The following is a 22,953-nucleotide window of genomic DNA, read 5'->3' as shown; positions in this document are numbered from 1 at the left end:
GGCACCGCGTGGCCTTATTCGCGGGTGAACCCGCTCCCACAGGGTTGGCGGGGCCTTCAGGTAAGGCCCAATTCACCCCAGATCCGCCGCACCTCACGGCGTTCATCGGCAAACTGCGCCGCATCGATAACCCCGGCCTGCTTCTGCAGGGCCTGGCGGTGCGAGGCCGAGCGGAACGCCTTGTACACTTCACGCAACAGCACCGCGTCACTGGCCGGCATCAAACCCGCCTGCTCCAGCTCTTCCAGAATGCGGATGTTATCGGTCCATCGGAGTATGGCCGGGTGGTCGTGGGACCAGGCCAAAGCGGCGTATTGCACCATAAATTCGATATCGACGATACCGCCGGCATCCTGCTTGATATCGAACGGTACACCGGCCTCGAAGGCGTTGGCCGCGGTACCGGCAGCGGTGGCCTTGGTGCCGAGGTTGTCGCGCATCTTGGCGCGCATTTCGCTCACTTCGCTGCGCAGTTTTTCCAGGTCGCGGGCCTGGCCCAACACCTTGGCGCGCACACCTTCGAACGCCGTGCCCACCTGCTTGCAGCCCACCAGCACCCGGGCCCGCACAAGGGCCTGGTGCTCCCAGGTCCAGGCCTCGTTCTGCTGATAGCGCTCGAACGCTCCCAGCGAGCTCACCAGCAGACCCGAGGCACCCGACGGGCGCAGGCGCATGTCCACGTCATACAGCTGGCCCGAGTTGGTCTGGGTGGTCAGCAGGTGAATGATGCGCTGGCCGAGGCGCGTGAAGAACTGCGCACTGTCGATCGGCTTGGCGCCGTCGGTTTCCGCCTGCGGGTCGCCGTCATGGATGAATACCAGGTCCAGGTCCGAGCCGTGGCCCAGCTCCAGGCCACCTACCTTGCCGTAGCCGATGATGATGAAGCCCGGGTCGCACAGGCTGCCGTCGCTGCGCTTGGGCTGGCCGTGGCGGGTCACGGTCTGGCGCCAGGCGAGGGCCAGTACCTGGTCGAGGATGGCCTCGGCCAGCCAGGTCAGGTAGTCGCTGACTTTCATCAGCGGCAGGTTGCCGCTGATTTCCGAAGCGGCCACGCGCAGGCTGTGGGCCAGCTTGAAGTGGCGCAGCGCCTCCATTTGCTGTTCCAGGTCGTCCTCAGGGATGCGCGTCAGGCGTTCGCGCAGTTCGCTGGCCAGCTCCGGCGCCAGTGGCGGGCTGAACAGGCGGCCTTCGTTAAGTAGCTCGTCGAGCAGCAGCGGGTAGCGGGCAATCTGCTCGGCAATCCACGGGCTGGCGGCGCACAGTGTCAGCAAGCGGCGCAAGGCCCCGGGGTTTTCGGTGAGCAGCACCAGGTAGGCGGAACGCCGTGCCACGGCCTCGACCAGCGGCAGCACGCGCTCGAGCACCAGGTCGGGGTTGTCATGTTCCACAGCCTGGGCCAGCAACCGTGGGATAAAGGCGTCCAGGCGCTCACGGCCAATCCGCTGCATCGAACGCAACTGCGGGCTGGAGCGCAGCGCGGCCAGGCGCCGCAGGGCTTCGGCAGGCTGCCGGAATCCGGCCTCTTGCAGCTGACGGCCAGCCGCATCTTCATCCTGTGCCTGCTCCCACAGCGGTGACCATTCCCCCCCCACCACCAGCTCGCCCTCGCCGTCTTCATCATCCGGGTCGGCGATCACTTGGCGGAAGTGCCAGTCAATACGGCTACGCCAGTGCGTCAGCTGGTCATGGAAGCTTTGCCAGTCGGCATAGCCAAGCATGTAGGCCACCCGCGCCTGATCGATCTCGTTGTCCGGCAGCATCTGCGTCTGGCGGTCGGCGATGGCTTGGATGGCGTGTTCGGTATAGCGCAGGAACTCATAGCCCTCGCGCAACTCGGCGACCACGGCTGGCGGCAGGTAGCCCTGGCCCTCGAGGGTGGCCAGCACTTTCAGCAGTGGCCGCTGTTGCAGGCTGAGGTCGCGCCCGCCGTGGATCAGCTGGAAGGCCTGGGCGATGAATTCCACCTCGCGAATGCCACCGGCACCCAGCTTGATGTTGTCGGCCATGCCCTTGCGCCGCACTTCCTGCTGGATCAGCTGCTTCATGGTGCGCAGCGCTTCGATCGCGGAAAAGTCCAGGTAGCGGCGGTACACGAACGGCCGCAGCATCTCCTGCAACTGTGCCCCGGTCGCCTGGTCGCCGGCCACAACCCGCGCCTTGATCATCGCGTAGCGTTCCCAGTCACGGCCCTGGTCCTGGTAGTACTGCTCCAGGGCATTGAAGCTGAGCACCAGCGCGCCGGCCGAACCATACGGGCGCAGGCGCATGTCGACGCGGAACACGAAACCGTCGACGGTGACCGGGTCCAGCGCCTTGATCAGGCGCTGGCCCAGGCGGGTGAAGAACTCCTGGTTGTCCAGCGAGCGCTTCACCCCTTCGGTTTCGCCGCCTTCGGGGAAGGCGAAGATCAGGTCGATGTCCGACGACAGGTTCAGCTCCACTGCACCCAGCTTGCCCATGCCCAGCACCACCATGTGCTGCGGCTGGCCGCTGCGGTTGCCGACAGGCGTGCCGAACTGCTGGCAGTGGCGCGGGTACAGCCATTGGTAGGCTTCGTCGATGGCGGCGTCGGCCAGGTCGGACAGGTCGCGGCAGGTTTCGCCCAGCGCGGCCTGGCGGGTGATGTCGCGCCAGATGATGCGCAGCTGTTGGCGGTTGCGCTCGCGGCGCAGGTTGCGCGCCAGCTCGTCCTCGCTCTGCGCCGCCTGGGCGGCTGCAGCGATGTGCCCGCGCAGTTCACCCGCGGCGTAACGCCGATCCAGCTCGCCACTGGCCAGCAGGCCGAACAGCATGGCCGGCTCGCGCCGGACCAGGCCGAGCACGAAGTCGCTGGCGGCGGCTACCTGATCGAACTGTTGCCGGTGCAGCGGGCTCCAGGCCTGGAGGTCGAGTTCCGGGTGGGTAGCCACCGCATCGCTGATGAATTGCTGGTTGCGCGCGACCAGCGGCTGCAGGGTAGCGGGCAGATCGGACGGCAAAGGTAGGCGCATGGTCTATCCTTGATCGGCGTGAAATAGAGGGGAAGAAGCGGCCAAGGGGAAGCCGGACCACGGTTGGACTGTCGTACAAAAGTTGGAAATAGCTGAAAGAAGCGCAAAAATGGCAACAAACATCAAGAATTACCCGTTCGCGACACAATGCCAACCAACATGAACGTTTTTCCTCACAAGCCAACATGCGACGAAACGTCGCACAAATGTAGTTTTACTACTACTCGTGTCGTGTAAAAGCATGAAATGCGAAAGCAAATGTAGTAAAACTACACGGCGCCGGAGGACACCCCGGTAATCCAAGAATTCACGACGTCTGCCCATAAGGCCAGTCGCAATCTCAGGCAATCGATTCTGGTTGCCTTTCCGCCCTGGAGCAAGCCATGCAAGACCTCGATCCAATCGAAACCCAGGAATGGCTGGATGCCCTGGAGTCGGTCCTCGACAAAGAAGGCGAAGACCGCGCTCATTACCTGATGACCCGTATGGGCGAGCTGGCCACCCGTAGTGGCTCCCAGCTGCCGTATGCGATCACCACGCCATACCGCAACACCATCCCTGTCACCCACGAAGCACGCATGCCTGGCGACCTGTTCATGGAACGCCGCATTCGCTCGATGGTGCGTTGGAACGCCCTGGCCATGGTCATGCGTACCAACCTGAAAGACTCGGACCTGGGCGGACACATCTCCAGCTTCGCCTCCAGCGCCACCCTGTACGACATCGGCTTCAACTACTTCTTCCAGGCCCCGACCGAAGAACACGGCGGCGACCTGATCTTCTTCCAGGGCCATGCTTCGCCAGGCATCTACGCCCGTGCGTTCATGGAAGGCCGCATCAGCGAAGACCAGATGAACAACTTCCGTCAGGAAGTGGACGGCAACGGCCTGTCTTCGTACCCGCACCCATGGTTGATGCCTGATTTCTGGCAGTTCCCGACCGTTTCGATGGGTCTGGGCCCGATCCAGGCCATCTACCAGGCACGTTTCATGAAGTACCTGGAAGCCCGCGGCTTCATCCCGGCCGGCAAGCAGAAGGTCTGGTGCTTCATGGGTGACGGCGAGTGCGACGAGCCGGAATCCCTGGGCGCAATCGCCCTGGCCGGCCGCGAGAAGCTGGACAACCTGATCTTCGTCATCAACTGCAACCTGCAGCGCCTCGACGGCCCGGTTCGCGGCAACGGCAAGATCATCCAGGAACTCGAAGGCGTGTTCCGTGGCGGTGGCTGGAACGTCAACAAGGTCGTGTGGGGCCGCTTCTGGGACCCACTGTTCGCCAAGGACACCAACGGTGCCCTGCAGCGCCGCATGGACGAAGTCATCGACGGCGAGTACCAGAACTACAAAGCCAAAGACGGCGCGTACGTTCGTGAAAACTTCTTCAACACCCCAGAGCTCAAGGCCATGGTCGAAGACCTGTCCGACGAAGAGATCTGGAAGCTCAACCGTGGCGGCCACGACCCGTACAAGGTCTACGCGGCGTACCACCAGGCGGTCAATCACAAGGACCAGCCTACCGTCATCCTGGCCAAGACCATCAAGGGTTACGGTACCGGTGCCGGCGAAGCCAAGAACACCGCGCACAACACCAAGAAGGTCGACGTCGACAGCCTGCGTCACTTCCGTGACCGCTTCGACATCCCGGTCAAGGATGCCGACCTGGAGAACCTGCCGTTCTTCAAGCCGGAAGAAGGTTCTGCCGAAGCCAAGTACCTGGCCGAGCGCCGTGCTGCCCTGGGTGGTTTCGTGCCACAGCGCCGCGCCAAGAGCTTCAGCGTACCGACCCCTCCACTGGAAACGCTGAAAGCGATCCTGGACGGCTCGGGCGACCGCGAAATCTCCACCACCATGGCCTTCGTGCGTATTCTGGCGCAGCTGGTCAAGGACAAGGAAATCGGCCAGCGCATCGTCCCGATTATCCCGGACGAAGCCCGTACCTTCGGTATGGAAGGCATGTTCCGCCAGCTGGGCATCTACTCGTCGGTCGGCCAGCTCTACGAGCCAGTCGATAAAGACCAGGTGATGTTCTACCGCGAAGACAAGAAGGGCCAAATCCTCGAGGAAGGCATCAACGAAGCCGGCGCCATGTCGTCGTTCATCGCTGCCGGTACCTCGTACAGCTGCCACAACCAGCCGATGCTGCCGTTCTACATCTTCTACTCGATGTTCGGCTTCCAGCGTATTGGCGACCTGGCCTGGGCCGCTGGCGACAGCCGCACCCGTGGCTTCCTGATCGGCGGTACTGCCGGCCGTACCACCCTGAACGGTGAAGGCCTGCAGCACGAAGACGGTCACAGCCACATGATGGCGGGCACCATCCCGAACTGCCGCACCTATGATCCGACCTACGGCTACGAGCTGGCGGTGATCATCCAGGACGGCATGAAGAAGATGACCGAAGAGCAACAGGACATCTTCTACTACATCACCGTGATGAACGAATCCTACCAGCAGCCAGCCATGCCGGCCGGTGTCGAGGAAGGCATCATCAAAGGTATGTACCTGCTGGAAGAAGACACCCGCGAAGCCGCGCACCACGTACAGCTGATGGGCTCCGGCACCATCCTGCGCGAAGTCCGCGAAGCAGCGAAGATCCTGCGTGAAGAGTTCAACGTTGGTGCCGACGTGTGGAGCGTCACCAGCTTCAACGAACTGCGTCGCGACGGCCTGGCCGTGGAACGCGCCAACCGCCTGAAACCTGGCCAGAAGCCACAGCAGACTTACGTCGAGCAGTGCCTGAACGGTCGCAAGGGCCCGGTCATCGCCTCCACCGACTACATGAAGCTGTTCGCCGAGCAGATTCGCCAGTGGGTACCGAGCAAAGAGTTCAAGGTCCTGGGTACCGACGGTTACGGTCGCAGCGACAGCCGCAAGAAGCTGCGTCACTTCTTCGAAGTCGACCGCCACTTCGTGGTGCTGGCTGCCCTGGAAGCCCTGGCTGACCGCGGCGAGATCGAACCAAAGGTTGTTGCAGACGCTATCGTCAAGTTCGGTATCGACCCGGACAAGCGCAACCCACTGGACTGCTGAGGAGTATTTTTAAGTGAGCGAACTCATTCGCGTACCTGACATCGGCAGCGGTGAAGGTGAAATCATCGAGCTGTTCGTCAAGGTCGGTGATCGTATCGAGGCTGACCAGAGCCTGCTGACCCTGGAGTCCGACAAGGCCTCCATGGAGATCCCGGCCCCGAAAGCCGGCGTCATCAAGGAACTGAAGGTCAAGCTGGGCGACCGCCTGAAAGAAGGCGACGAGCTGCTGGTCCTGGAAGCCGAGGGCGCCGCTGCAGCGGCCCCTGAGGCTCCGGCCCAGGCTGCTGCGCCGGCTCCGGCCGCCGAAGCCGCCCCTGCCCCAGCTCCGGCAGCAGCCCCGGCTGCCGCCAGCGTGCAGGACATCCACGTGCCGGACATCGGTTCGTCGGGCAAGGCCAAGATCATCGAAGTGCTGGTCAAGGTCGGCGACACCGTCGAAGCCGACCAGTCGCTGATTACCCTGGAGTCCGACAAGGCCTCCATGGAAATCCCGTCGCCGGCTGCCGGCGTGGTCGAAGAAGTCCTGTGCAAGCTGGAAGACGAAGTCGGCACTGGCGACCTGATCTTCAAGCTGAAAGTCGCGGGTGCTGCCCCGGCTGCTGCTCCGGCACCTGCCGCTGCTGCCCCGGCCAAGGCTGAAGCGGCTCCGGCCGCCGCACCTGCCGCTGCTGCCCCGTCTGCTGCTCCTGCACCGGTTGCTACCGCACCGGCTGCCGGTAGCAACGCCAAGGTTCACGCAGGCCCGGCGGTTCGTCAGCTGGCCCGTGAATTCGGCGTCGACCTGGGCGCGGTTGCCGCGACCGGTCCGCACGGCCGCATCCTGAAAGAAGACGTGCAGGTCTACGTCAAGGCGATGATGCAGAAGGCCAAGGAAGCACCGGCAGCCGCCGGCGCAACCGGTGGCGCCGGCATCCCGCCGATCCCTGCCGTGGACTTCAGCAAGTTCGGTGAAGTGGAAGAAGTGGCCCTGACCCGCCTGATGCAGGTCGGTGCTGCCAACCTGCACCGCAGCTGGCTGAACGTGCCGCACGTGACCCAGTTCGACTCCGCCGACATCACCGAGCTGGAAGCCTTCCGCGTTGCGCAGAAGGCCGTGGCCGAGAAGGCTGGCGTTAAGCTGACCGTGCTGCCCCTGCTGCTCAAGGCCTGCGCCTTCCTGCTCAAGGAACTGCCAGACTTCAACAGCTCGCTGGCGCCAAGCGGCAAGGCCATCATCCGCAAGAAGTACGTCCACATCGGCTTTGCCGTGGACACCCCGGACGGCCTGCTGGTCCCTGTGATCAAGAACGTCGACCAGAAGAGCCTGCTGCAACTGGCTGCCGAAGCGGCTGCGCTGGCCGAAAAAGCCCGCACCAAGAAGCTGTCGGCCGACGAGATGCAAGGCGCCTGCTTCACCATCTCCAGCCTCGGCCACATTGGCGGCACCGGCTTCACGCCGATCGTCAACGCGCCGGAAGTGGCGATCCTGGGCGTCTCCAAGGCGACCATGCAGCCAGTCTGGGATGGCAAGGCCTTCCAGCCGAAGCTGATGCTGCCGCTGTCGCTGTCCTACGATCACCGTGTGATCAACGGCGCTGCCGCCGCGCGCTTCACCAAGCGCCTGGGCGACGTGCTGAGCGATATCCGCACCATGCTGCTGTAAGGCAGCCCGCTGCCCCTCCCTGCGAGGGGCAGTATGCTTTTCGAGCTGCCACGCTCGTACCTCAACCCCGTCGATTGGCGGGGCTTTTTTTGCCTTGAGAAAGCAGGGAGGGCTTTGCCCTCCTATCGCGACACAAGGCCGCTCCCACAAGGTACCGCGATCGCCTGTGGGAGCTGGCTTGCCTGCGATGGGCCGCAAAGCGGCCCCGGAAATATCAGCCAGACTACAGATTCCCGCCCACCAGCCGATAACCCGTCCACAGCATCACGCATGGCTGCTTGCCAGCCCCCGGGACATGATGCAACCTTGCCAGACCTGCCGCCCCCAAAGGCCGCGTTTCCTCTTCAAGCGAGTCTTCGATGAAAAGCCAACCCGATGCCGCCAGCCGTGTGGCGGCCGAGGTCGTCACGCAGTTACCCGTGCCCTCGCGGCTCGGCATGCTGCGCTTCGAAAGGCTCAACGAAGCCACTTGGGCGATGCTTTACCTCGACCCGGCCTGCGAGCGCCAGTTCGGCCTGCACGCTGGCGAGCTCTGCGCCCTGGTAGACGCACCCTACGCCAGCCTGATGGAACCCGAGGCCCGCTACCGGCTGCACGACGAGATCCAGCTGCAACTGGCCCAGCGCGGCTACTACCGCGTGCGCTACACCTTGCACACGCCAACTGCTTCGCTACGCCTGCTGGAGGCTGGGGAAGCCTACAAGCAGCACAACCGCCATCTGTTGCGCGGCTTCCTGAGCGTGCTCGACGACCTCGCCGAAGATACCAGCGAGGCCGGTGCCAGCGACCTGGAATCGCGCAACAACCGCCTGCAACTGGCACTGCAACTGAACCAGCGCGCGCAGCAGGAACAACTCGAGCACCTGGAGCGGGTACGTGGCCAGCAAGACCTGATCCTGCGCCTGGCCCGCCAGCGCTACAGCGCAGGCAACTCTCTGCGGGAAGCCGCCCAGCTGATTACCCAGAGCGCCTGCGAAATCTACAAGGTCGATATTGCGAGTATCTGGCACCTTGAAGACCAGCGCCTGGAGCCGATCATCGCCTGGTACCGGGACGCGCAAGAACACCGCCAGCCCGAAGCCATCGATGCCAGCCGCTTCCCCGACTACCTTGACGCGTTGCACGCCAGCCGCGCCATCGACGCCCACAATGCCAGCCACGACCCGCGGACCCGCGCCCTGACGCAAAGCCTGTGCCCGGATAACAAGGCCATGCTCGATGCCAGTATCCGTGTCGATGGCCAGGTTGTCGGCGTGCTGTGCCTGGAGCAGACCGGCCAGACACGGGCCTGGCAGTCGGACGAAATCGCTTTTGCCGGCGAACTGGCCGACCAGTTCGCCCAGGTCATCACCAACCACAACCGGCGCACCGCCGCCAGCGCCCTGCACCTGTTCCAGCGCGCAGTCGAGCAAAGCGCCAGCGCCTTCCTGCTGGTCAACCGCGACGGTGTGGTGGAATACGTCAATCCCAGTTTTACTGCCATCACCCAGTACAGCACCGAAGAAGTGCAAGGCCGCCACCTGGCTGAGCTGCCAGCGCTGGAGAACCTGAGCGAGCTGCTGTTCGACTCGCCGTCGAGCCTGGCCATGGGTAACAGCTGGCAGGGCGAGTTCAAGAGCCGGCGCAAGAACCTCGAACCCTACTGGGGGCAGCTTTCGATTTCCAAGGTATATGGCGACAACCGTGAGCTGACCCACTACATCGGCATCTACGAAGACGTCACCCAGACGAAGCTGGCCCAGCAGCGCATCGAGCGCCTGGCCTACACCGACAACCTGACCAACCTGGGCAACCGCCCGGCGTTCATTCGCAGCCTGGACGAGCGCTTTGCCCGTGATGGCGAATACTCGATGTGCCTGCTGCTGGTGGACATCGACAACTTCAAGCGCATCAACGACAGCCTCGGCCACCAGACCGGCGACAAGCTGCTGATCAGCCTGGCCCGGCGCCTGCGCAACAGCTTGCACTCCGGCGGTATCCTGGCGCGCTTTGCCAGTAACGAGTTCGCCGTACTGCTCGACGATACAAGCCTTGAAGATGGCCAGGGCGTCGCCCAGCAATTGCTGCGCACCCTCGACAAACCGATGTTCGTCGACAACCAGCTGATCAACGTCACCGCCTCGGTGGGCTTGGCCTGCGCGCCACTGCATGGCGCCGACCCGGCCAGCCTGATGAAGAACGCCGGCCTGGCGCTGCACAAGGCCAAGGCCAACGGCAAGCATCAGGTGCAGGTGTTTACCGAAGTGCTCAATGCCGAAGCCAGCTACAAGCTGTTCGTCGAGAACAACCTGCGTCGTGCCCTGACCCAGAACGAGCTGGAGGTGTTCTACCAGCCCAAGCTGTGCCTGCGCAGCGGCCGCCTGCTGGGGCTGGAAGCACTGCTGCGCTGGAACCACCCCGAACGCGGCATGATCCGCCCGGACCAGTTCATCAGCGTGGCGGAAGAAACCGGCCTGATCATCCCCATCGGCAAATGGGTGGTGCGCCAGTCGTGCCGCATGAGCCAGCAACTGCGCGAAGCCGGCATGGGCAACCTGCATGTGGCCATCAACCTGTCCCCCAAGCAGTTCTCCGACCCGGACCTGGTGGCATCGATCAGCACGATCCTTGAGGAAGAAGCCTTGCCCCCGCACCTGCTGGAGCTGGAGCTGACCGAAGGCCTGCTGCTGGAGGCCACCGAAGATACCCACCGCCAGCTGGATGAACTGAAGGCCCTGGGCCTGACCCTGGCCATGGACGATTTCGGCACCGGTTATTCGTCGCTGAGCTACCTGAAGAAGTTTCCGATCGACATCCTCAAGATCGACCGCAGCTTCATCAACGAGATCCCGGACAACCAGGACGACATGGAAATCACCTCGGCGGTGGTAGCCATGGCTCACAACCTCAAGCTGAAGGTGGTGGCCGAGGGTATAGAGACACCGGAGCAGCTGGCGTTCCTGCGTCGGCACCGCTGCGACGTGGGCCAGGGCTACCTGTTCGACCGGCCGATTCCGGGGCGCGAGCTGGCTGAACGGCTGAAGCGCTATCCGCGTGGTCCGGTGGCCTGACAGCCGCGCAAACCTCGGGCACTATAGAGCCCATACGGGCCCCTTCGCGGGTGAACCCGCTCCCACAGGTACATCACAATATTCGAAATCTGTGCAGGACCTGTGGGAGCGGGTTTACCCGCGAATGCCCCCAGCCCCCATCTCAAAGATCTACAGAGGAACGGCCATGGTCCTGCGTTCGGAAATCCTGGTGAACAAAAACGTCATGCCAACCGCGGAACAGGCCCTGCCTGGCCGCGAAACGCCAATGAGCCTGCCCGAGTTCCACTACGTGTTCAAAGACACGCCGCTGCTCGGCCCATTCTTCGAAGGCGCCATCGACTTCGCCATCTTCGGCCTGGGTTGCTTCTGGGGCGCCGAGCGCCGCTTCTGGCAGCGTGAAGGCGTGGTCAGCACAGTGGTCGGCTACGCAGGCGGCTTCACCCCCCACCCCACCTACGAGGAAGTGTGCTCGGGCCTGACCGGCCACACCGAAGTGGTGCTGGTGGTGTTCGACAAGGACAGAGTCAGCTACCGCGAGTTGCTGGCGATGTTCTGGGAACTGCACAACCCGACCCAGGGCATGCGCCAGGGCAACGACATCGGCACCCAGTACCGCTCGGCCATCTACTGCACCAGCCCTGAGCAGCTGGAACAGGCCAAGGCCAGCCGCGACGCCTTCCAGGCCGAACTGAGCAAGGCCGGCTTCGGTGAGATCACCACCGAAATCGACCAGGCACCGACCGTGTACTTCGCCGAGGCCTACCACCAGCAGTACCTGGCCAAGAACCCGGACGGCTACTGCGGTATCGGCGGTACCGGCGTGTGCCTGCCACCGAGCCTGCAGGGTAACTGAAGCATGAGCACGATGACCCTGTTCCACTCGCCGTTGTCGCCTTTCGTGCGCAAGGTCATGGTGGTGTTGCACGAGACCGGCCAACTTGAGCGCGTGCAGCTGCAGCCGGTGAACATCAGCCCGGTCAGCGGCGACCCACAGCTCAACCAGGACAACCCGATCGGCAAGATCCCGGCCCTGCGCCTGGAAGACGGCACCGTGCTGCATGACAGCCGGGTGATCTGCGAGTACCTCGACCTGCAGCACGTCGGCCTGCCGCTGCTGCCGCGCGAAGGCTCGGCACGCTGGCGGCGCATGACGCTGGTGTCGCAGGCCGATGCCATCATGGATGCGGCGGTGTCGAGCCGCTACGAGAGTTTCCTGCGCCCTGTAGACAAGCGCTGGGATGGTTGGCTGCAGGCACAGGGCGACAAGATCCGCCGTAGCCTGGCCAATCTGGAGCAGGAGCATTTGCCCGAGTTGATGTCCGGGTTCGACCTGGCAGCGATTGGCGTGGCCTGTGCGCTGGGGTATCTGGATTTGCGCCAGCCCGAGTTTGGCTGGCGTGAGCACCAGCCTGGCTTGGCTGCGTGGTATGCCGAGGTGGTCAAGCGGCCGTCGATGGTCGCAACCTCTCCGGTGGCCTGAAGGGCCTCTTCGCGGGCATGCCCGCTCCCACAGGAATAGCGCCAGGTTCGAAATGTGCGCCGTACCTGTGGGAGCGGGTTCACCCGCGAAGGCCTTACCTCGGTATCAAAGGAAACAGCTGCCCGATTCTGAGAGCCAACCACCGCCCGATCTCTCTGTCCTCCCTCATGCCACTCTCCCCACCCGGGCCCAATCCAGCCGCCGGGTCAGCACCATGAATACCCCCAGCAAGCCAAAGCACAGCAACGAGCCCATCAACAGCGCATAGTCCTCGGCACTCAGCAGCCCGTAGAGCAGCGCATACAACGCCGCCAACCCCACCGCAAAGCCCACTCCACGCCCCAGGCTGCGCAACACATGGCTCAGGTAGAAGCCGATCAGCAGCACACACGCCGAAGCTGACAGCCCATACGCCAAACCAAAGCCGATGTGCTCGGACAACGACAGCAACAGCAGGTAGAAGAAAGCCAGCGCCACCCCCACCAGGATGTACTGCACCGGGTGTACGCTGAGGTTCTTAAGCACTTCGAACAGGAAGAAGCCGGCGAAGGTCAGGGCGATGAACAGCAAGGCGTACTTGATCGCCCGCTCGCTCTTCAGGTACTGGTCCACCGGGTCGACGAAGCTGACGCCGAAGCTGCGCTCGCTGAAGTCCGCACACTGCCCGGCGGTGGCGCACTGGCGCAGGGCGTCTTCGAGGTTGGTGGCAAAGAACGAGGTCTGCCAGTGGGCACTGAAGCCGTGGGCCTCGATATCGCGGCGACTGGGCAGGTAGTTGCCGACGAAACTCGGGTGCGGCCAGTTGGCACGCAGGTCCACGGCACTGGTGCGGCCCACCGGCACTACATGCAGCTGGCCGGTGCCTTGCAGTGCGAGATCGAAACCATAGCTGAATTCACGCGCCTGCAGGCCGTCCAGCCCCGGCAGGCTGGCGTGCACGCCGCCGCGCATCCAGTCGAGCCGGGTACCGGCTTCGAACGGTACTTTCTGCTCGCCGATGCTCAGCTCAAGGCCGTTCTCGATGCCGCGGATATCGCTGATACCCACCACCAGGAACGGCTTGTCGAAGCGGTAGTCGTCGAAATCCTTGTCGATGCCCCAGCGTTCCGGGAGCTTGAAGCGGCCACTGATACGGCCCTTGGCGTGGAACAGCCGGGCCTGGTAGATGCCACGGGCGCGCAGTTCGGTGTCCACGCCAAGGTCGGCGGCGAAGGTTTCCGGCAGGAAGTACAGGTGGCCGGCAATGGTGCTGGTTTCCTGGGTGCGCTCGCCGTCCTTTTCGATCCAGCGGCGCTGGTACTTGCGGTAGGGCACCACCAGCAGCGGGCCGCTGAGTTGCTGGTCGAAGCTGGCGCTCTGGGCGATATCGCGCAGCACACTGTCGCGCAGGGCCTGGCGTTCACCGATCAGGCCGCTGATCAGCAGTAGCGGGACGAGCAGCAGCAACATCAATACGGCGATCATGCCGAGTTTGAAACCGAGGGTCTTGTTCATGGGGCCTCCTGTGGCAGTGGGCGCAGTGTCTGCGCCTTGCGTGGAGGCCTCGGGGAGATGGTGTGGAGATTGTGTGTTTTTGGGGCTGCGCAGCAGCCCCGGCAATGTCAGCTGATACGCCGCACCGGCAGCCACAACCTCACCCGCACCCCTCCATCGACGTTATCCACAGCCAACGCCCCGCCATGCAGCTGCATCACCTCGGCCACAAAATTAAGCCCCAACCCGGTGCTCTTGCGCCCACTCCCCGGCCGCGGCAGCGAGTAGAACCGCTCGCTCACCCGCCCAATGGCGTAGGCAGGTATCGCCTGCCCCTGGTTGAACACACTCAGCGCCACCCGCTCGCCATCGCGCTCCAGGTCGAACAGCAGCGCGCCGCCCTCCGGGGTGAAGTCCAACGCGTTGTCGAGGAGGTTGGCCAGCGCCTGGCGCATCAGGAATGGGTCACACAACAAGCGCAAACCAGCCGGCACCCGCTGGCGCACCTGCAAATCGGCACCTTCGATACGCGCCGCATGGGCCAACAGCAACTCGTCCACCAATGCCGCCAGCGCCACCTGCTGCTCATCCTCCAGCGCCTGCATCTGCTCGACCCGGGCCAGGTTGAGCAGGCGGTCGATCATCTGCTGCAAACGCTCGCTCTCGCGCTCGATGTTGCCGGCAAAGCGCGCCCGCTGGTCAGCCGGCATGTCATCGCCCTGCAACAGCTCGGAAGCGCCACGAATGGCCGCCAGCGGGCTTTTCAGCTCGTGTGTCAGGGTATGCACATACCGCTCGACATAAGCCTTGCCTTCCAGTTGGGTGCGCATGCGCTCGACCGCCTGGGCCAGGTGCGCCAGTTCACCACCCTTGTAATGCGGCAGAGCGGCGCGCTCGCCCTCGCTGACCGCCTGAGCGTAGTGGGCCAGCCGGCGCAGCGAGCGCGCCAGCCACCATGACAACGCGGCACCGATCAGCAGGCCCAGGCCGATCAACCCCAGGCCCAGGGTCAGCAAGCGCCGTTCGGAACGGTCGATGTACGGTTGCAGCGAGCTGTTGGGCTTGGCCACTGTGACCACGCCAATGATCTTGCCCTCGTCGATGATCGGTGCGCCCACGTGCATCACCGACGTGCTTTCATCGTCGGGGTCGCTGCGGGTGGAGCGGGCGCCGTACTGGCCCCGCAAGGTCAGGTACACGTCATTCCACTTCGAGTAGTCCTTGCCCAGGTCCTCGCCGCTGGAGTCCAGCAGCACGGTGCCCTTGGCGTCGGTGACATAGATGCGGTGGCTGACCTGGTTCTTGGCCAGGCCCCAGATCTGCGCACCCGGGCTGCGCGAGCCGTAGGCCTTGAGCACTTCGGGCAAGCGGCTCTGGTTCAGGGTGCCGGCCTTGACGTCATCGTGCAGGATCTCGGCCAGCAGGTTGGCGGTGTCCACCAGCGTTTCTTCCGAGGACTGTCGCACTACCGGACGGATCTGTTCACGCACCGTGTTGAGCAGAAAGTAGCCCGCCAGCCCGACGAACAGGAAGTACACCAGGAAGATCCGGATACCCAGGCGCATCAGGCATGGTCCGGGCTGTAGCTGTAGCCGAGGCCGCGGTGGGTCTGGATCGGTTCGGCGTCGCTGGCCACCTGGCGCAGCTTGGCGCGCAGGCTCTTGATATGGCTGTCGATGGTGCGCTCGTACCCCACGTCAGAGGCCACGCCCACAGCGTCGAGCAACTGTTCGCGGCTGAATACCCGGTGCGGTTGCTCGAGCAGGCATTGCAGCAGGCGGAATTCGTGGCGGGTAAGGGGAAGAGGCTGGCTGCGGTAGGTGATCTGCATGCGTAAGGTATCGAGCTGGAACAGCGTGGTCTCGACAGCTGGCTCGACCCTGGGGCCCATGCGCTTGAGGATCGCCCGTACTCGCGCCGCCACTTCACGCGGGCTGAAGGGTTTGACCACATAGTCGTCTGCGCCGATTTCCAGTCCCACCACCCGGTCGATTTCGCTGTCGCGGGCGCTGAGGAACATTACCGGTACTTCGCTGAAGCGGCGCAGCTGACGGCAGGTTTCGAAGCCACTGATATCGGGCAAGCCGATATCGAGGATGACCAGGTCGGCCGGGCGCTGGCGCTGCTGGTCGAGGGCGGCGCTGCCCAGGGTTACCCATTCGGTGCTATGGCCGTCGGCCTGCAGGGCATAGACCAAGGTGTCGGCGATGGCGGCTTCGTCTTCGACGATGAGGATGTGGGGCATGGCGTCCGGCCTAACTGGGGGCAGACTGGACTTTTAACTTACCGGCCTCTTCGCGGGCAAGCCCGCGAAGAGGCCGGCACAGGTGGCTTGCGATCAGCAGTCAGGCTTGCCAGCGGTGAACTTCTTGGCCGGGTTGACCGCCGCCTTGAACTCGCGCAAAGCCTTGGAGCCCACCAGCAACGGGTAGTTGAAGCTGCTGCGGTCCACCAGGTTGACCTCGACGGTGCGCTTCACGTCCCCCAGGCACAGCTCCAGGTCGACCACCGGGCGCTTGGAGATTTCCGGCGCATCGCCTTCCTCCTCTTCATCGGCACGGCCCTTGATCTTGCTGATGCGCGAGACCTTGTGCTCATACACCTTGCCGTCCGAGTCCTTGGTGGCCAGACGGAAGCGCACCCACTCGTCGCCATCACGGGTGAACAGCTCGATGTCCTTGGCCGACAGCGACGCGGTGAAGGCACCGGTATCCATCTTGGCTTTCAGGGTTTCGCCCAGTTCGGGCAGGGCTATGTTCTCGTAACGGCCATAGATTGTGGGCTCGGCGGCCATGACCGGCAGCGCCAACAACGACAACAGGGCAAGCAGAGGTTTCACAGGCAAGCTTCCTTGAGGAGAGTCAGTGCTTAGACTGCACTGGCAGGATAGGTTCGCTGTCACAAGCCTATCCAACATAATGTGAAACATTTGTCCTCGCCGCAGGGCACTGGAAATTTGGCGTAGGCCACTGCCCTGCTTATCATTGCCAACCGTTTATCTCCCACAACAAGAGTCTCTTTATGCGTCGCCTGCTGACCGGCATCCTCACTACCACCCTGCTGCTGCTCAACACCCTGGTGTTGATCTGCCCGCTGCTGGTCTTCGCCCTGCTCAAACTGGTGCTGCCGGGGCGTGGGCGTGACTATGCCTCGTGGGCGGTGATGTGGGTGGCCGAGACCTGGTCGGAGATCGACAAGGCCATCTTTGCCCTGTGCATTCCTACCCAGTGGGATATCCGCGGCGTCGAGAACCTGCGCAAGGACACCTCGTACCTAGCCGTCAGCAACCACCAGACCTGGGTCGATATCCCGGCGCTGATCGAGAGCCTCAACCGCCGTACACCGTTCTTCAAGTTCTTCCTGAAGAAGGAGCTGATCTGGGTGCCGTTGCTGGGCCTGGCTTGGTGGGGCCTGGATTACCCGTTCATGAAGCGCTACAGCAAGGCCTTCCTGGAGAAACACCCAGAGCTCAAGGGCAAGGATCTAGAGATCACCAAGGCGGCCTGCGAGCTGTTCAAACGCCAGCCGGTGACCGTGGTGAACTACCTGGAAGGCACACGCTTTACCGAGGCCAAGCACCGCGAGCAGCAATCGCCCTATCGCTACCTGCTCAAGCCCAAGGCTGGTGGCGTGGCGTTCGTGCTGGCGGCATTGGGCGAGCAGCTGGATGCCTTGCTGGACGTGACCATCGTGTACCCCGGCAACAAGGCGCCGGGGTTCTGGGATTTGCTCAATGGCAGCATCAGCCGGGTGATTATCGACATTCGTGTACGTGAACTGGACCCGATGCTGTGGGCGGGGGATTACGAGAATGATGCTGAGTTCAGGCAGACCGTGCAGGCCTGGGTGAACCAGTTGTGGGTTGAGAAGGACTTGCGGATCGAGCAGCTGCGGGTGGAGATGGGCTGAGATTTCCATTGCCTGACCAGGCCTCTTCGCGGGTAAACCCGCTCCCACAGGTACTGCGCAGTACTCAAGACCTGTGAGCCCCCTGTAGGAGCGGGTTTACCCGCGAAGAGGCCGGTACAGGCATTACAAGAATCCGATTAAAAACCTGGCTAATAATCAGCATTAGGATTACTTCTTTGTCACACCCCACCTAAGTGGATAAAAATCGACCAAAGCACAACTACAAAAAAGCTCTGGATCGAACGATGGCCAACCCACCCAGCTCCACCCCCGTCCAGCTCCGCCGTGTCCTCGGCCTGCCCGCCCTGGTATTCTTCGGCCTGGTGTACATGGTCCCGCTGACCATCTTCACCACTTACGGCATCGTCACCGAACTTACTGGTGGCCGCACGGCCGGCGCCTATATCGTCACCCTGGTGGCCATGCTGTTCACCGCCACCTCCTACAGCTTCATGGTCAAACGCTTCCCGGTCGCGGGCTCGGCGTACTCCTACACCAACATGGCCTTCGGCCCGAACGTGGGCTTCCTGGCCGGCTGGTCGCTGCTGCTCGACTACCTGTTCCTGCCGATGATCAACTACCTGCTGATCGGCCTGTTCCTGAACATCGCCTTTCCGGCCATCCCTGCGTGGTCGATCGCACTGGCTGCTATCGCCCTGGTCACGGTGCTCAACGTGGTCGGAATTCACTCTGTGGCCAAGACCAGCAACCTGATCGTCGGTGCACAGATCGTCTTCATCGTGGTGTTCGTCGCCCTGTCCTGCCAGTCCCTGGCCGGCCAACCGCTCGACCTGCTTTCGCCACTGCTGGGCGACGGCTCGCAGCCGGGCTTCGGCGCGCTGATGGCTGGTGCGGCGGTGCTGTGCCTCTCGTTCCTCGGCTTTGACGCTGTCTCGACCTTGGCCGAAGAATGCCGCGATGCCCGCCGCGATGTGCCACGGGCAATCATCCTCACCACCCTGTTCGCCGGCGTGCTGTTCACCGTGCTGGCCTATGTCAGCCAACTGGTACTGCCCGGCACCAACTTTGCCAATGCCGATGCGGCGGCCAACGAGGTAATGTTCAAGGCGGGTGGGCAATTCCTGGCCAACTTCTTCACTGCGGCCTATGTAGCTGGGAGCCTGGGCTCGGCGCTGGCCTCGCAGGCGGCGGTGTCGCGCATTCTGTTCACCATGGGTCGTGACAAGGTGCTGCCGCAGCGAACGTTCGGCTACCTGTCACCGCGCTTTGACACGCCGGTGTTCGCCATTCTGCTGGTTTCGGCGTTCTCGTTGCTGGCGTTGATAATCGACCTGGCGACCCTTGCCTCGCTGATCAGCTTTGGTGCGCTGGTGGCGTTTTCGGCAGTGAACCTGGCGGTGGTTAAGACCCACCTGGTGGACGATGGCTCGCAGCGCAGCCTCAAAGGGCTGCTGAGCTATGGCCTGGTGCCGATGGTGGGGTTGGGGCTGACACTGTGGCTGTGGACCAGCCTGTCGGCGCTTACCTTGGTGATTGGCCTGTGCTGGTTTGCGCTGGGTCTTGCGTACTTGGCAGTACTGACCGCCGGCTTCCGCCGCCCGGTGCGGCTGGTGGATTTCACCGAAGCGACCTGATCTGCTGACCCGACGCAAATCTGCCTTTTTGTGGGAGCGGCCTTGCGTCGCGAAAGGGCCGCAAAGCGGCCCCAGCAATCTCTGCAATTATGCCGAAACCCTGGGGCCGCTTCGCGCCCCTTTCGCGACGCTAGGCCGCTCCCACAACAGGTACAGCGTCAGCCTTCAAGGCTGTGATGCTGGCAAAACCCTCAGACCGAAGGTCGGGTCAATGGAGCAGGAGTGGTCCACAAACTCCCCAGGTTCTGCAACAGCGACCCGGCAATCCCCTGCTGCCCCAGGTACTGCAGCAGCAACGGCGCAAACTGCCCGATCATCCCGGTATCCATGCCCAGCGCCTTGAACGCATTGTCCAGGTCGCTGCGGTTTTCCACATTGTTGCCCAGCGCATTGCTCAACGCCGACTGGCTCTCGCTGTTCTTGCCCAGCAACTCACCCAAGCCACTCAAGCCACCCAGTGCATTGGCCCCGGCAAGCAGGTCCAGCCCTGGCACGGCCTTGGTCAGCTGACCGTAGTCGTCGGAACTCAGGTTGTTGCGCGCCAGCCCCAGCATGGCCCCTGCCCCGCCCACGGCCTGCTCTGGGGTGATATTCAATTGGCTACCCAAGGTGTTGAGCAGGTTTGCCTGCGCCTCGGGTGCCTGCACCTGGCCTTGCTGGCTTTGATTCTGGTTCTGCATGGCCGACACGGCGTTAGCGGCGTCGCTGAGGTTGAAGGCGAACACCGGGCTTGCGGCCAGGGTCATCAAGGTTGCCAAGGTGAATGCTTTCATCGGGTGGGACCTCGTGGGCCGGGATGGCCTGGGAAACGCGACATCTGACTGGCTTTTTGCAGGTTTGTTCCGACCCGGCTGTCGACCACCTTTGCAATCCGCCACAGTGCTCACGACCTGTTAAAACTGCTAGTTGTGATGGTTTTACAGGACCCGCAAAGTAATCGACACAGCAATCACCACTCAGGTCACCATCATGCCTACCTCTTCCACAAGCAAGAACGATCAGGGTCTGGCTCCCCAGCGTAGCCTGCACTTCTACAAGAGTGAGAATCTGACAACTGAAATAGCCGCGCAGGGCAATCGTCGCTTGTTATGGGCAAATGACATGGCGCTAGCCCAACTGGATCAGGCACCATCGGCAAAGATGCTTCGAGTTGACCTTGCCAATTCAGTCCTCGGTATTGGTTCTTGGCCAATGGCGTATTCACCCTATGGATACTTGGCCACCGACAGATTGGAAGCGTTGCTGGGATTCACTGGGCAGAGGTATGACCGGGTTACTCAAGGGAACCCCCTGGGTGCGGGGCGTCGGTTTCACTCACCCGGACTTATGCGCTTGTGCACCGAAGACCCGTCGAGCCCATTCGGAAAAGGCGGTCTGAATTCATATGCCTACTGCGTGGGAGACCCTATCAATCGGGATGACCCAACGGGTGAATCTTCCCGGTTGCTGCTTTTCCGCGCTTTCAACTCGTTCAAGAAAGCATCGGTCAATTTTGCTATTAATGGGGGTCACGGATTCGTAGGAAAAGGCGCCAGCAGAAAAAAAGCAGGCTTTAATAACATTGCAAATAACGCCACCACGATAACTGCAAATCCCTCCACATTAGCAGGTACTGCTCCAGCATCTACATCGACTGGCTCCAAAGCTTTGACAATCGCCCCAGAAAAACCCGTTGAACCCGTTTTTTCGAATATTGATAAGATCCACACCCCTGCGGTCAGAAAACCGACTCAACCTAGCGAAGTCAGAGTTAACCGTATCATTGGAGACAGACGCAGCTCCAATATGCTTGGAGGGATATTCGGGGTTCTTTTTGGCGGGATAATTGTCGGGCTGGCTGTTTGGGCAATAATGAGCAATGCTCGAAGAAATTAAGTATTGCATCACGTCTCGCCACCACCAAATCACCAGCACGGCCGCTACAGACAAGCTTAATGCGCTGGCGCACCCATGCAAAAAGCCCCTCAGTATGAGGGGCTTCTCGTTACATCATGGCATCACGCCGCACCCCACATCTTGTGCGGGTCGATCACGAACTTCTTCGGTACACCTGCATCGAACTCGCCATAACCTTCCGGCGCCTGATCCAGGTTGATCACCTGCACACCAACCACTTCAGCGATGTTGATTCGATCCCACATGATTGCCTGCATCAGCTGGCGGTTGTACTTCATGGTCGGGGTCTGGCCGGTGTGGAAGCTGTGCGACTTGGCCCAGCCCAGGCCAAAGCGAATGCTCAGCGCGCCGATCTTGGCGGCAGCATCCACCGCACCCGGGTCTTCGGTCACGTAAAGGCCCGGGATACCGATGTTGCCGGCAACGCGGGTAACCTGCATCAGCGAGTTCAGCACGGTGGCCGGGGCTTCATGCTTGGCACCTTCATGGCCATGGCCGCGGGCTTCGAAGCCGACGGCGTCGACGGCGCAGTCCACTTCCGGCTCACCGAGGATATCGACGATCTGCTCGTGCAGCGGGGTATCCTTGGACAGGTCGACCACTTCGAAGCCCTGGGACTTGGCGTGAGCCAGACGGGCCTGGTTGAGGTCGCCGACGATGACGCAAGCAGCACCCAGCAGGCGCGCCGAGGCAGCGGCAGCCAGACCGACCGGGCCGGCGCCAGCAACGTAGACGGTGCTGCCTGGGCCTACACCGGCAGTCACGGCACCGTGGTAACCAGTAGGCAGGATGTCAGATAGGCAGGTCAGGTCACGGATCTTCTCCATGGCCTTGTCGCGCTCGGGCAGTTTCAGCAGGTTGAAGTCAGCGTACGGCACCAGCACGTACTCGGCCTGGCCGCCGGTCCAGTCGCCCATGTCGACGTAACCATAGGCACCGCCAGCGCGGGCAGGGTTGACAGTGAGGCAGACACCGGTATGCATTTCCTTGCAGGAGCGGCAGCGGCCACAGGCGACGTTGAATGGCACCGAGACCAGGTCGCCAATCTGCATGCGCTCGACGTCACGGCCCTTCTCGACGATCTCACCGGTGATTTCGTGGCCCAGGACCAGGCCGACCTGGGCAGTGGTGCGGCCGCGGACCATGTGCTGGTCGGAGCCGCAGATGTTGGTGGAGACCACCTTCAGGATCACGCCGTGCTCGATCTTCTTGCCGCGTGGGTCCTGCATTTTCGGGTAGTCGATCTTCTGCACCTCGACCTTGCCGGCGCCGAGATATACCACTCCACGATTGCCAGACATGCTCTTACCTCGCTTGATTTATATTTATGCAGCGGTGGTTGAACGCGCCGCCATCCGTGGGCGGCATGTGTTACTGGAATGCAGGGAATTGTGGGCCTGATGGGGACGGATGCGCTGACTGGAAACGACAGGCAAATGCCTCTGAACGGCAATCGGCCAGGTGGTGGTCGCGCGCATGCCCGGGACGATGAATATCTACCGCAATACGTCGGCGACCGAGTGTTTCGATAGGGATGCAGTAACCCATCGTCTATCAAACTGGAGAACCACCATGACGGATACTGAGCGCCCCGAGGACGCCTTCTGGCCCTACTGGGTCGAGGCTGCCAGGCAGCAGGGCTTCGACCCAGACATCGAAGCAGCATTGTTCGGCAAACAGCGGTACTTTCTGGACGCCGATAAGATCTTCTATTACGCGGCTTATGGTCCCGGCTACGACTTCGACGAAGAAGCCGAAGACATGGATCTTCACGAGTTCAAAGCAGGCTGGGTGGACCGCGACGGCGATCCAATCCCAGGCAACAAACTGGGTGCGGACATGCGCCAGAGGTTCGTTACAGCCATCCGCGAAACCCTGAAAGCCCATGCCCGCGATAAAAGCTAGAC

16 protein-coding genes are annotated in these 22,953 nt (G+C 62.5%); 9 read left to right on the top strand and 7 right to left on the bottom strand.

Going from position 1 to position 22,953, the window contains the following annotated elements; all coding sequences use genetic code 11:
* Positions 1 to 56: 56 nt before the first annotated feature.
* Complete coding sequence (gene glnE / locus MJ643_RS03925; RefSeq protein WP_208209585.1) at positions 57 to 2,990, bottom strand: bifunctional [glutamate--ammonia ligase]-adenylyl-L-tyrosine phosphorylase/[glutamate--ammonia-ligase] adenylyltransferase; 2,934 nt, start codon at positions 2,988 to 2,990, stop codon at positions 57 to 59.
* A gap of 383 nt (positions 2,991 to 3,373) precedes the next feature.
* Here glnE and aceE point away from each other — a divergent pair, with 383 nt between their 5' ends.
* The 5 genes from aceE (at position 3,374) to MJ643_RS03900 (ending at position 12,173) form a co-directional block, all read left to right on the top strand.
* Positions 3,374 to 6,019, top strand: coding sequence for a pyruvate dehydrogenase (acetyl-transferring), homodimeric type (gene aceE, locus MJ643_RS03920; RefSeq protein ID WP_003258640.1), 2,646 nt, complete (start codon positions 3,374 to 3,376; stop codon positions 6,017 to 6,019).
* Between the two features lie 13 nt (positions 6,020 to 6,032).
* Complete coding sequence (gene aceF / locus MJ643_RS03915; RefSeq protein ID WP_047933223.1) at positions 6,033 to 7,661, top strand: dihydrolipoyllysine-residue acetyltransferase; 1,629 nt, start codon at positions 6,033 to 6,035, stop codon at positions 7,659 to 7,661.
* Positions 7,662 to 8,020: 359 nt separating this feature from the next.
* Positions 8,021 to 10,711, top strand: a complete 2,691-nt coding sequence (locus tag MJ643_RS03910) for a GGDEF and EAL domain-containing protein (protein WP_023660611.1) — start codon at positions 8,021 to 8,023, stop codon at positions 10,709 to 10,711.
* 166 nt (positions 10,712 to 10,877) lie between these two features.
* Positions 10,878 to 11,546: a peptide-methionine (S)-S-oxide reductase MsrA gene (msrA, locus tag MJ643_RS03905; RefSeq protein WP_003257532.1), complete on the top strand. Its 669-nt coding sequence runs from the start codon at positions 10,878 to 10,880 to the stop codon at positions 11,544 to 11,546.
* 3 nt (positions 11,547 to 11,549) lie between these two features.
* Complete coding sequence (locus MJ643_RS03900) at positions 11,550 to 12,173, top strand: glutathione S-transferase (protein ID WP_013970531.1); 624 nt, start codon at positions 11,550 to 11,552, stop codon at positions 12,171 to 12,173.
* A gap of 165 nt (positions 12,174 to 12,338) precedes the next feature.
* Here the strand turns inward: MJ643_RS03900 and creD are convergent, their stop codons facing one another.
* The 4 genes from creD to MJ643_RS03880 all read right to left on the bottom strand — a co-directional run bounded on the left by creD (position 12,339) and on the right by MJ643_RS03880 (position 16,485).
* Complete coding sequence (gene creD / locus MJ643_RS03895; protein ID WP_024088009.1) at positions 12,339 to 13,667, bottom strand: cell envelope integrity protein CreD; 1,329 nt, start codon at positions 13,665 to 13,667, stop codon at positions 12,339 to 12,341.
* A gap of 107 nt (positions 13,668 to 13,774) precedes the next feature.
* On the bottom strand, positions 13,775 to 15,211 hold the full coding sequence (gene creC, locus MJ643_RS03890) for a two-component system sensor histidine kinase CreC (protein ID WP_023660608.1): 1,437 nt from the start codon (positions 15,209 to 15,211) through the stop codon (positions 13,775 to 13,777).
* Positions 15,211 to 15,891 (bottom strand): two-component system response regulator CreB, encoded by a 681-nt coding sequence (gene creB, locus MJ643_RS03885; protein WP_013970528.1) that lies wholly within the window; start codon positions 15,889 to 15,891, stop codon positions 15,211 to 15,213. Before creB ends, creC begins: the two co-directional genes overlap by 1 nt.
* A gap of 93 nt (positions 15,892 to 15,984) precedes the next feature.
* Positions 15,985 to 16,485 (bottom strand): ATP-dependent zinc protease, encoded by a 501-nt coding sequence (locus MJ643_RS03880; protein WP_003257529.1) that lies wholly within the window; start codon positions 16,483 to 16,485, stop codon positions 15,985 to 15,987.
* A gap of 182 nt (positions 16,486 to 16,667) precedes the next feature.
* On the opposite strand from MJ643_RS03880, the gene MJ643_RS03875 reads away from it, so the two are divergent.
* Positions 16,668 to 17,555, top strand: coding sequence for an acyltransferase (locus tag MJ643_RS03875; RefSeq protein WP_013970527.1), 888 nt, complete (start codon positions 16,668 to 16,670; stop codon positions 17,553 to 17,555).
* A gap of 245 nt (positions 17,556 to 17,800) precedes the next feature.
* Positions 17,801 to 19,150 (top strand): APC family permease, encoded by a 1,350-nt coding sequence (locus MJ643_RS03870; protein ID WP_247726599.1) that lies wholly within the window; start codon positions 17,801 to 17,803, stop codon positions 19,148 to 19,150.
* A 191-nt stretch (positions 19,151 to 19,341) separates the two neighbouring features.
* Here MJ643_RS03870 and MJ643_RS03865 read toward each other — a convergent pair whose 3' ends face one another.
* Entirely contained in the window at positions 19,342 to 19,923 is a 582-nt protein-coding gene (locus MJ643_RS03865; protein ID WP_013970525.1) for a DUF2780 domain-containing protein, read from the bottom strand.
* A 196-nt stretch (positions 19,924 to 20,119) separates the two neighbouring features.
* Between MJ643_RS03865 and MJ643_RS03860 the strand changes: the two genes are divergently transcribed.
* Positions 20,120 to 21,025, top strand: a complete 906-nt coding sequence (locus tag MJ643_RS03860) for an RHS repeat-associated core domain-containing protein (protein ID WP_080563728.1) — start codon at positions 20,120 to 20,122, stop codon at positions 21,023 to 21,025.
* Positions 21,026 to 21,147: 122 nt separating this feature from the next.
* Here the strand turns inward: MJ643_RS03860 and fdhA are convergent, their stop codons facing one another.
* Positions 21,148 to 22,347, bottom strand: coding sequence for a formaldehyde dehydrogenase, glutathione-independent (gene fdhA / locus MJ643_RS03855; RefSeq protein ID WP_023660606.1), 1,200 nt, complete (start codon positions 22,345 to 22,347; stop codon positions 21,148 to 21,150).
* 271 nt (positions 22,348 to 22,618) lie between these two features.
* On the opposite strand from fdhA, the gene MJ643_RS03850 reads away from it, so the two are divergent.
* Complete coding sequence (locus tag MJ643_RS03850) at positions 22,619 to 22,951, top strand: hypothetical protein (RefSeq protein ID WP_023660605.1); 333 nt, start codon at positions 22,619 to 22,621, stop codon at positions 22,949 to 22,951.
* Positions 22,952 to 22,953 lie beyond the last annotated feature (2 nt).

The organism is Pseudomonas sp. PNPG3 (assembly GCF_023093815.1).
Classification (GTDB): Bacteria; Pseudomonadota; Gammaproteobacteria; order Pseudomonadales; family Pseudomonadaceae; genus Aquipseudomonas; species Aquipseudomonas asiatica.
This window is presented reverse-complemented; position numbering and strand designations above follow the sequence as displayed.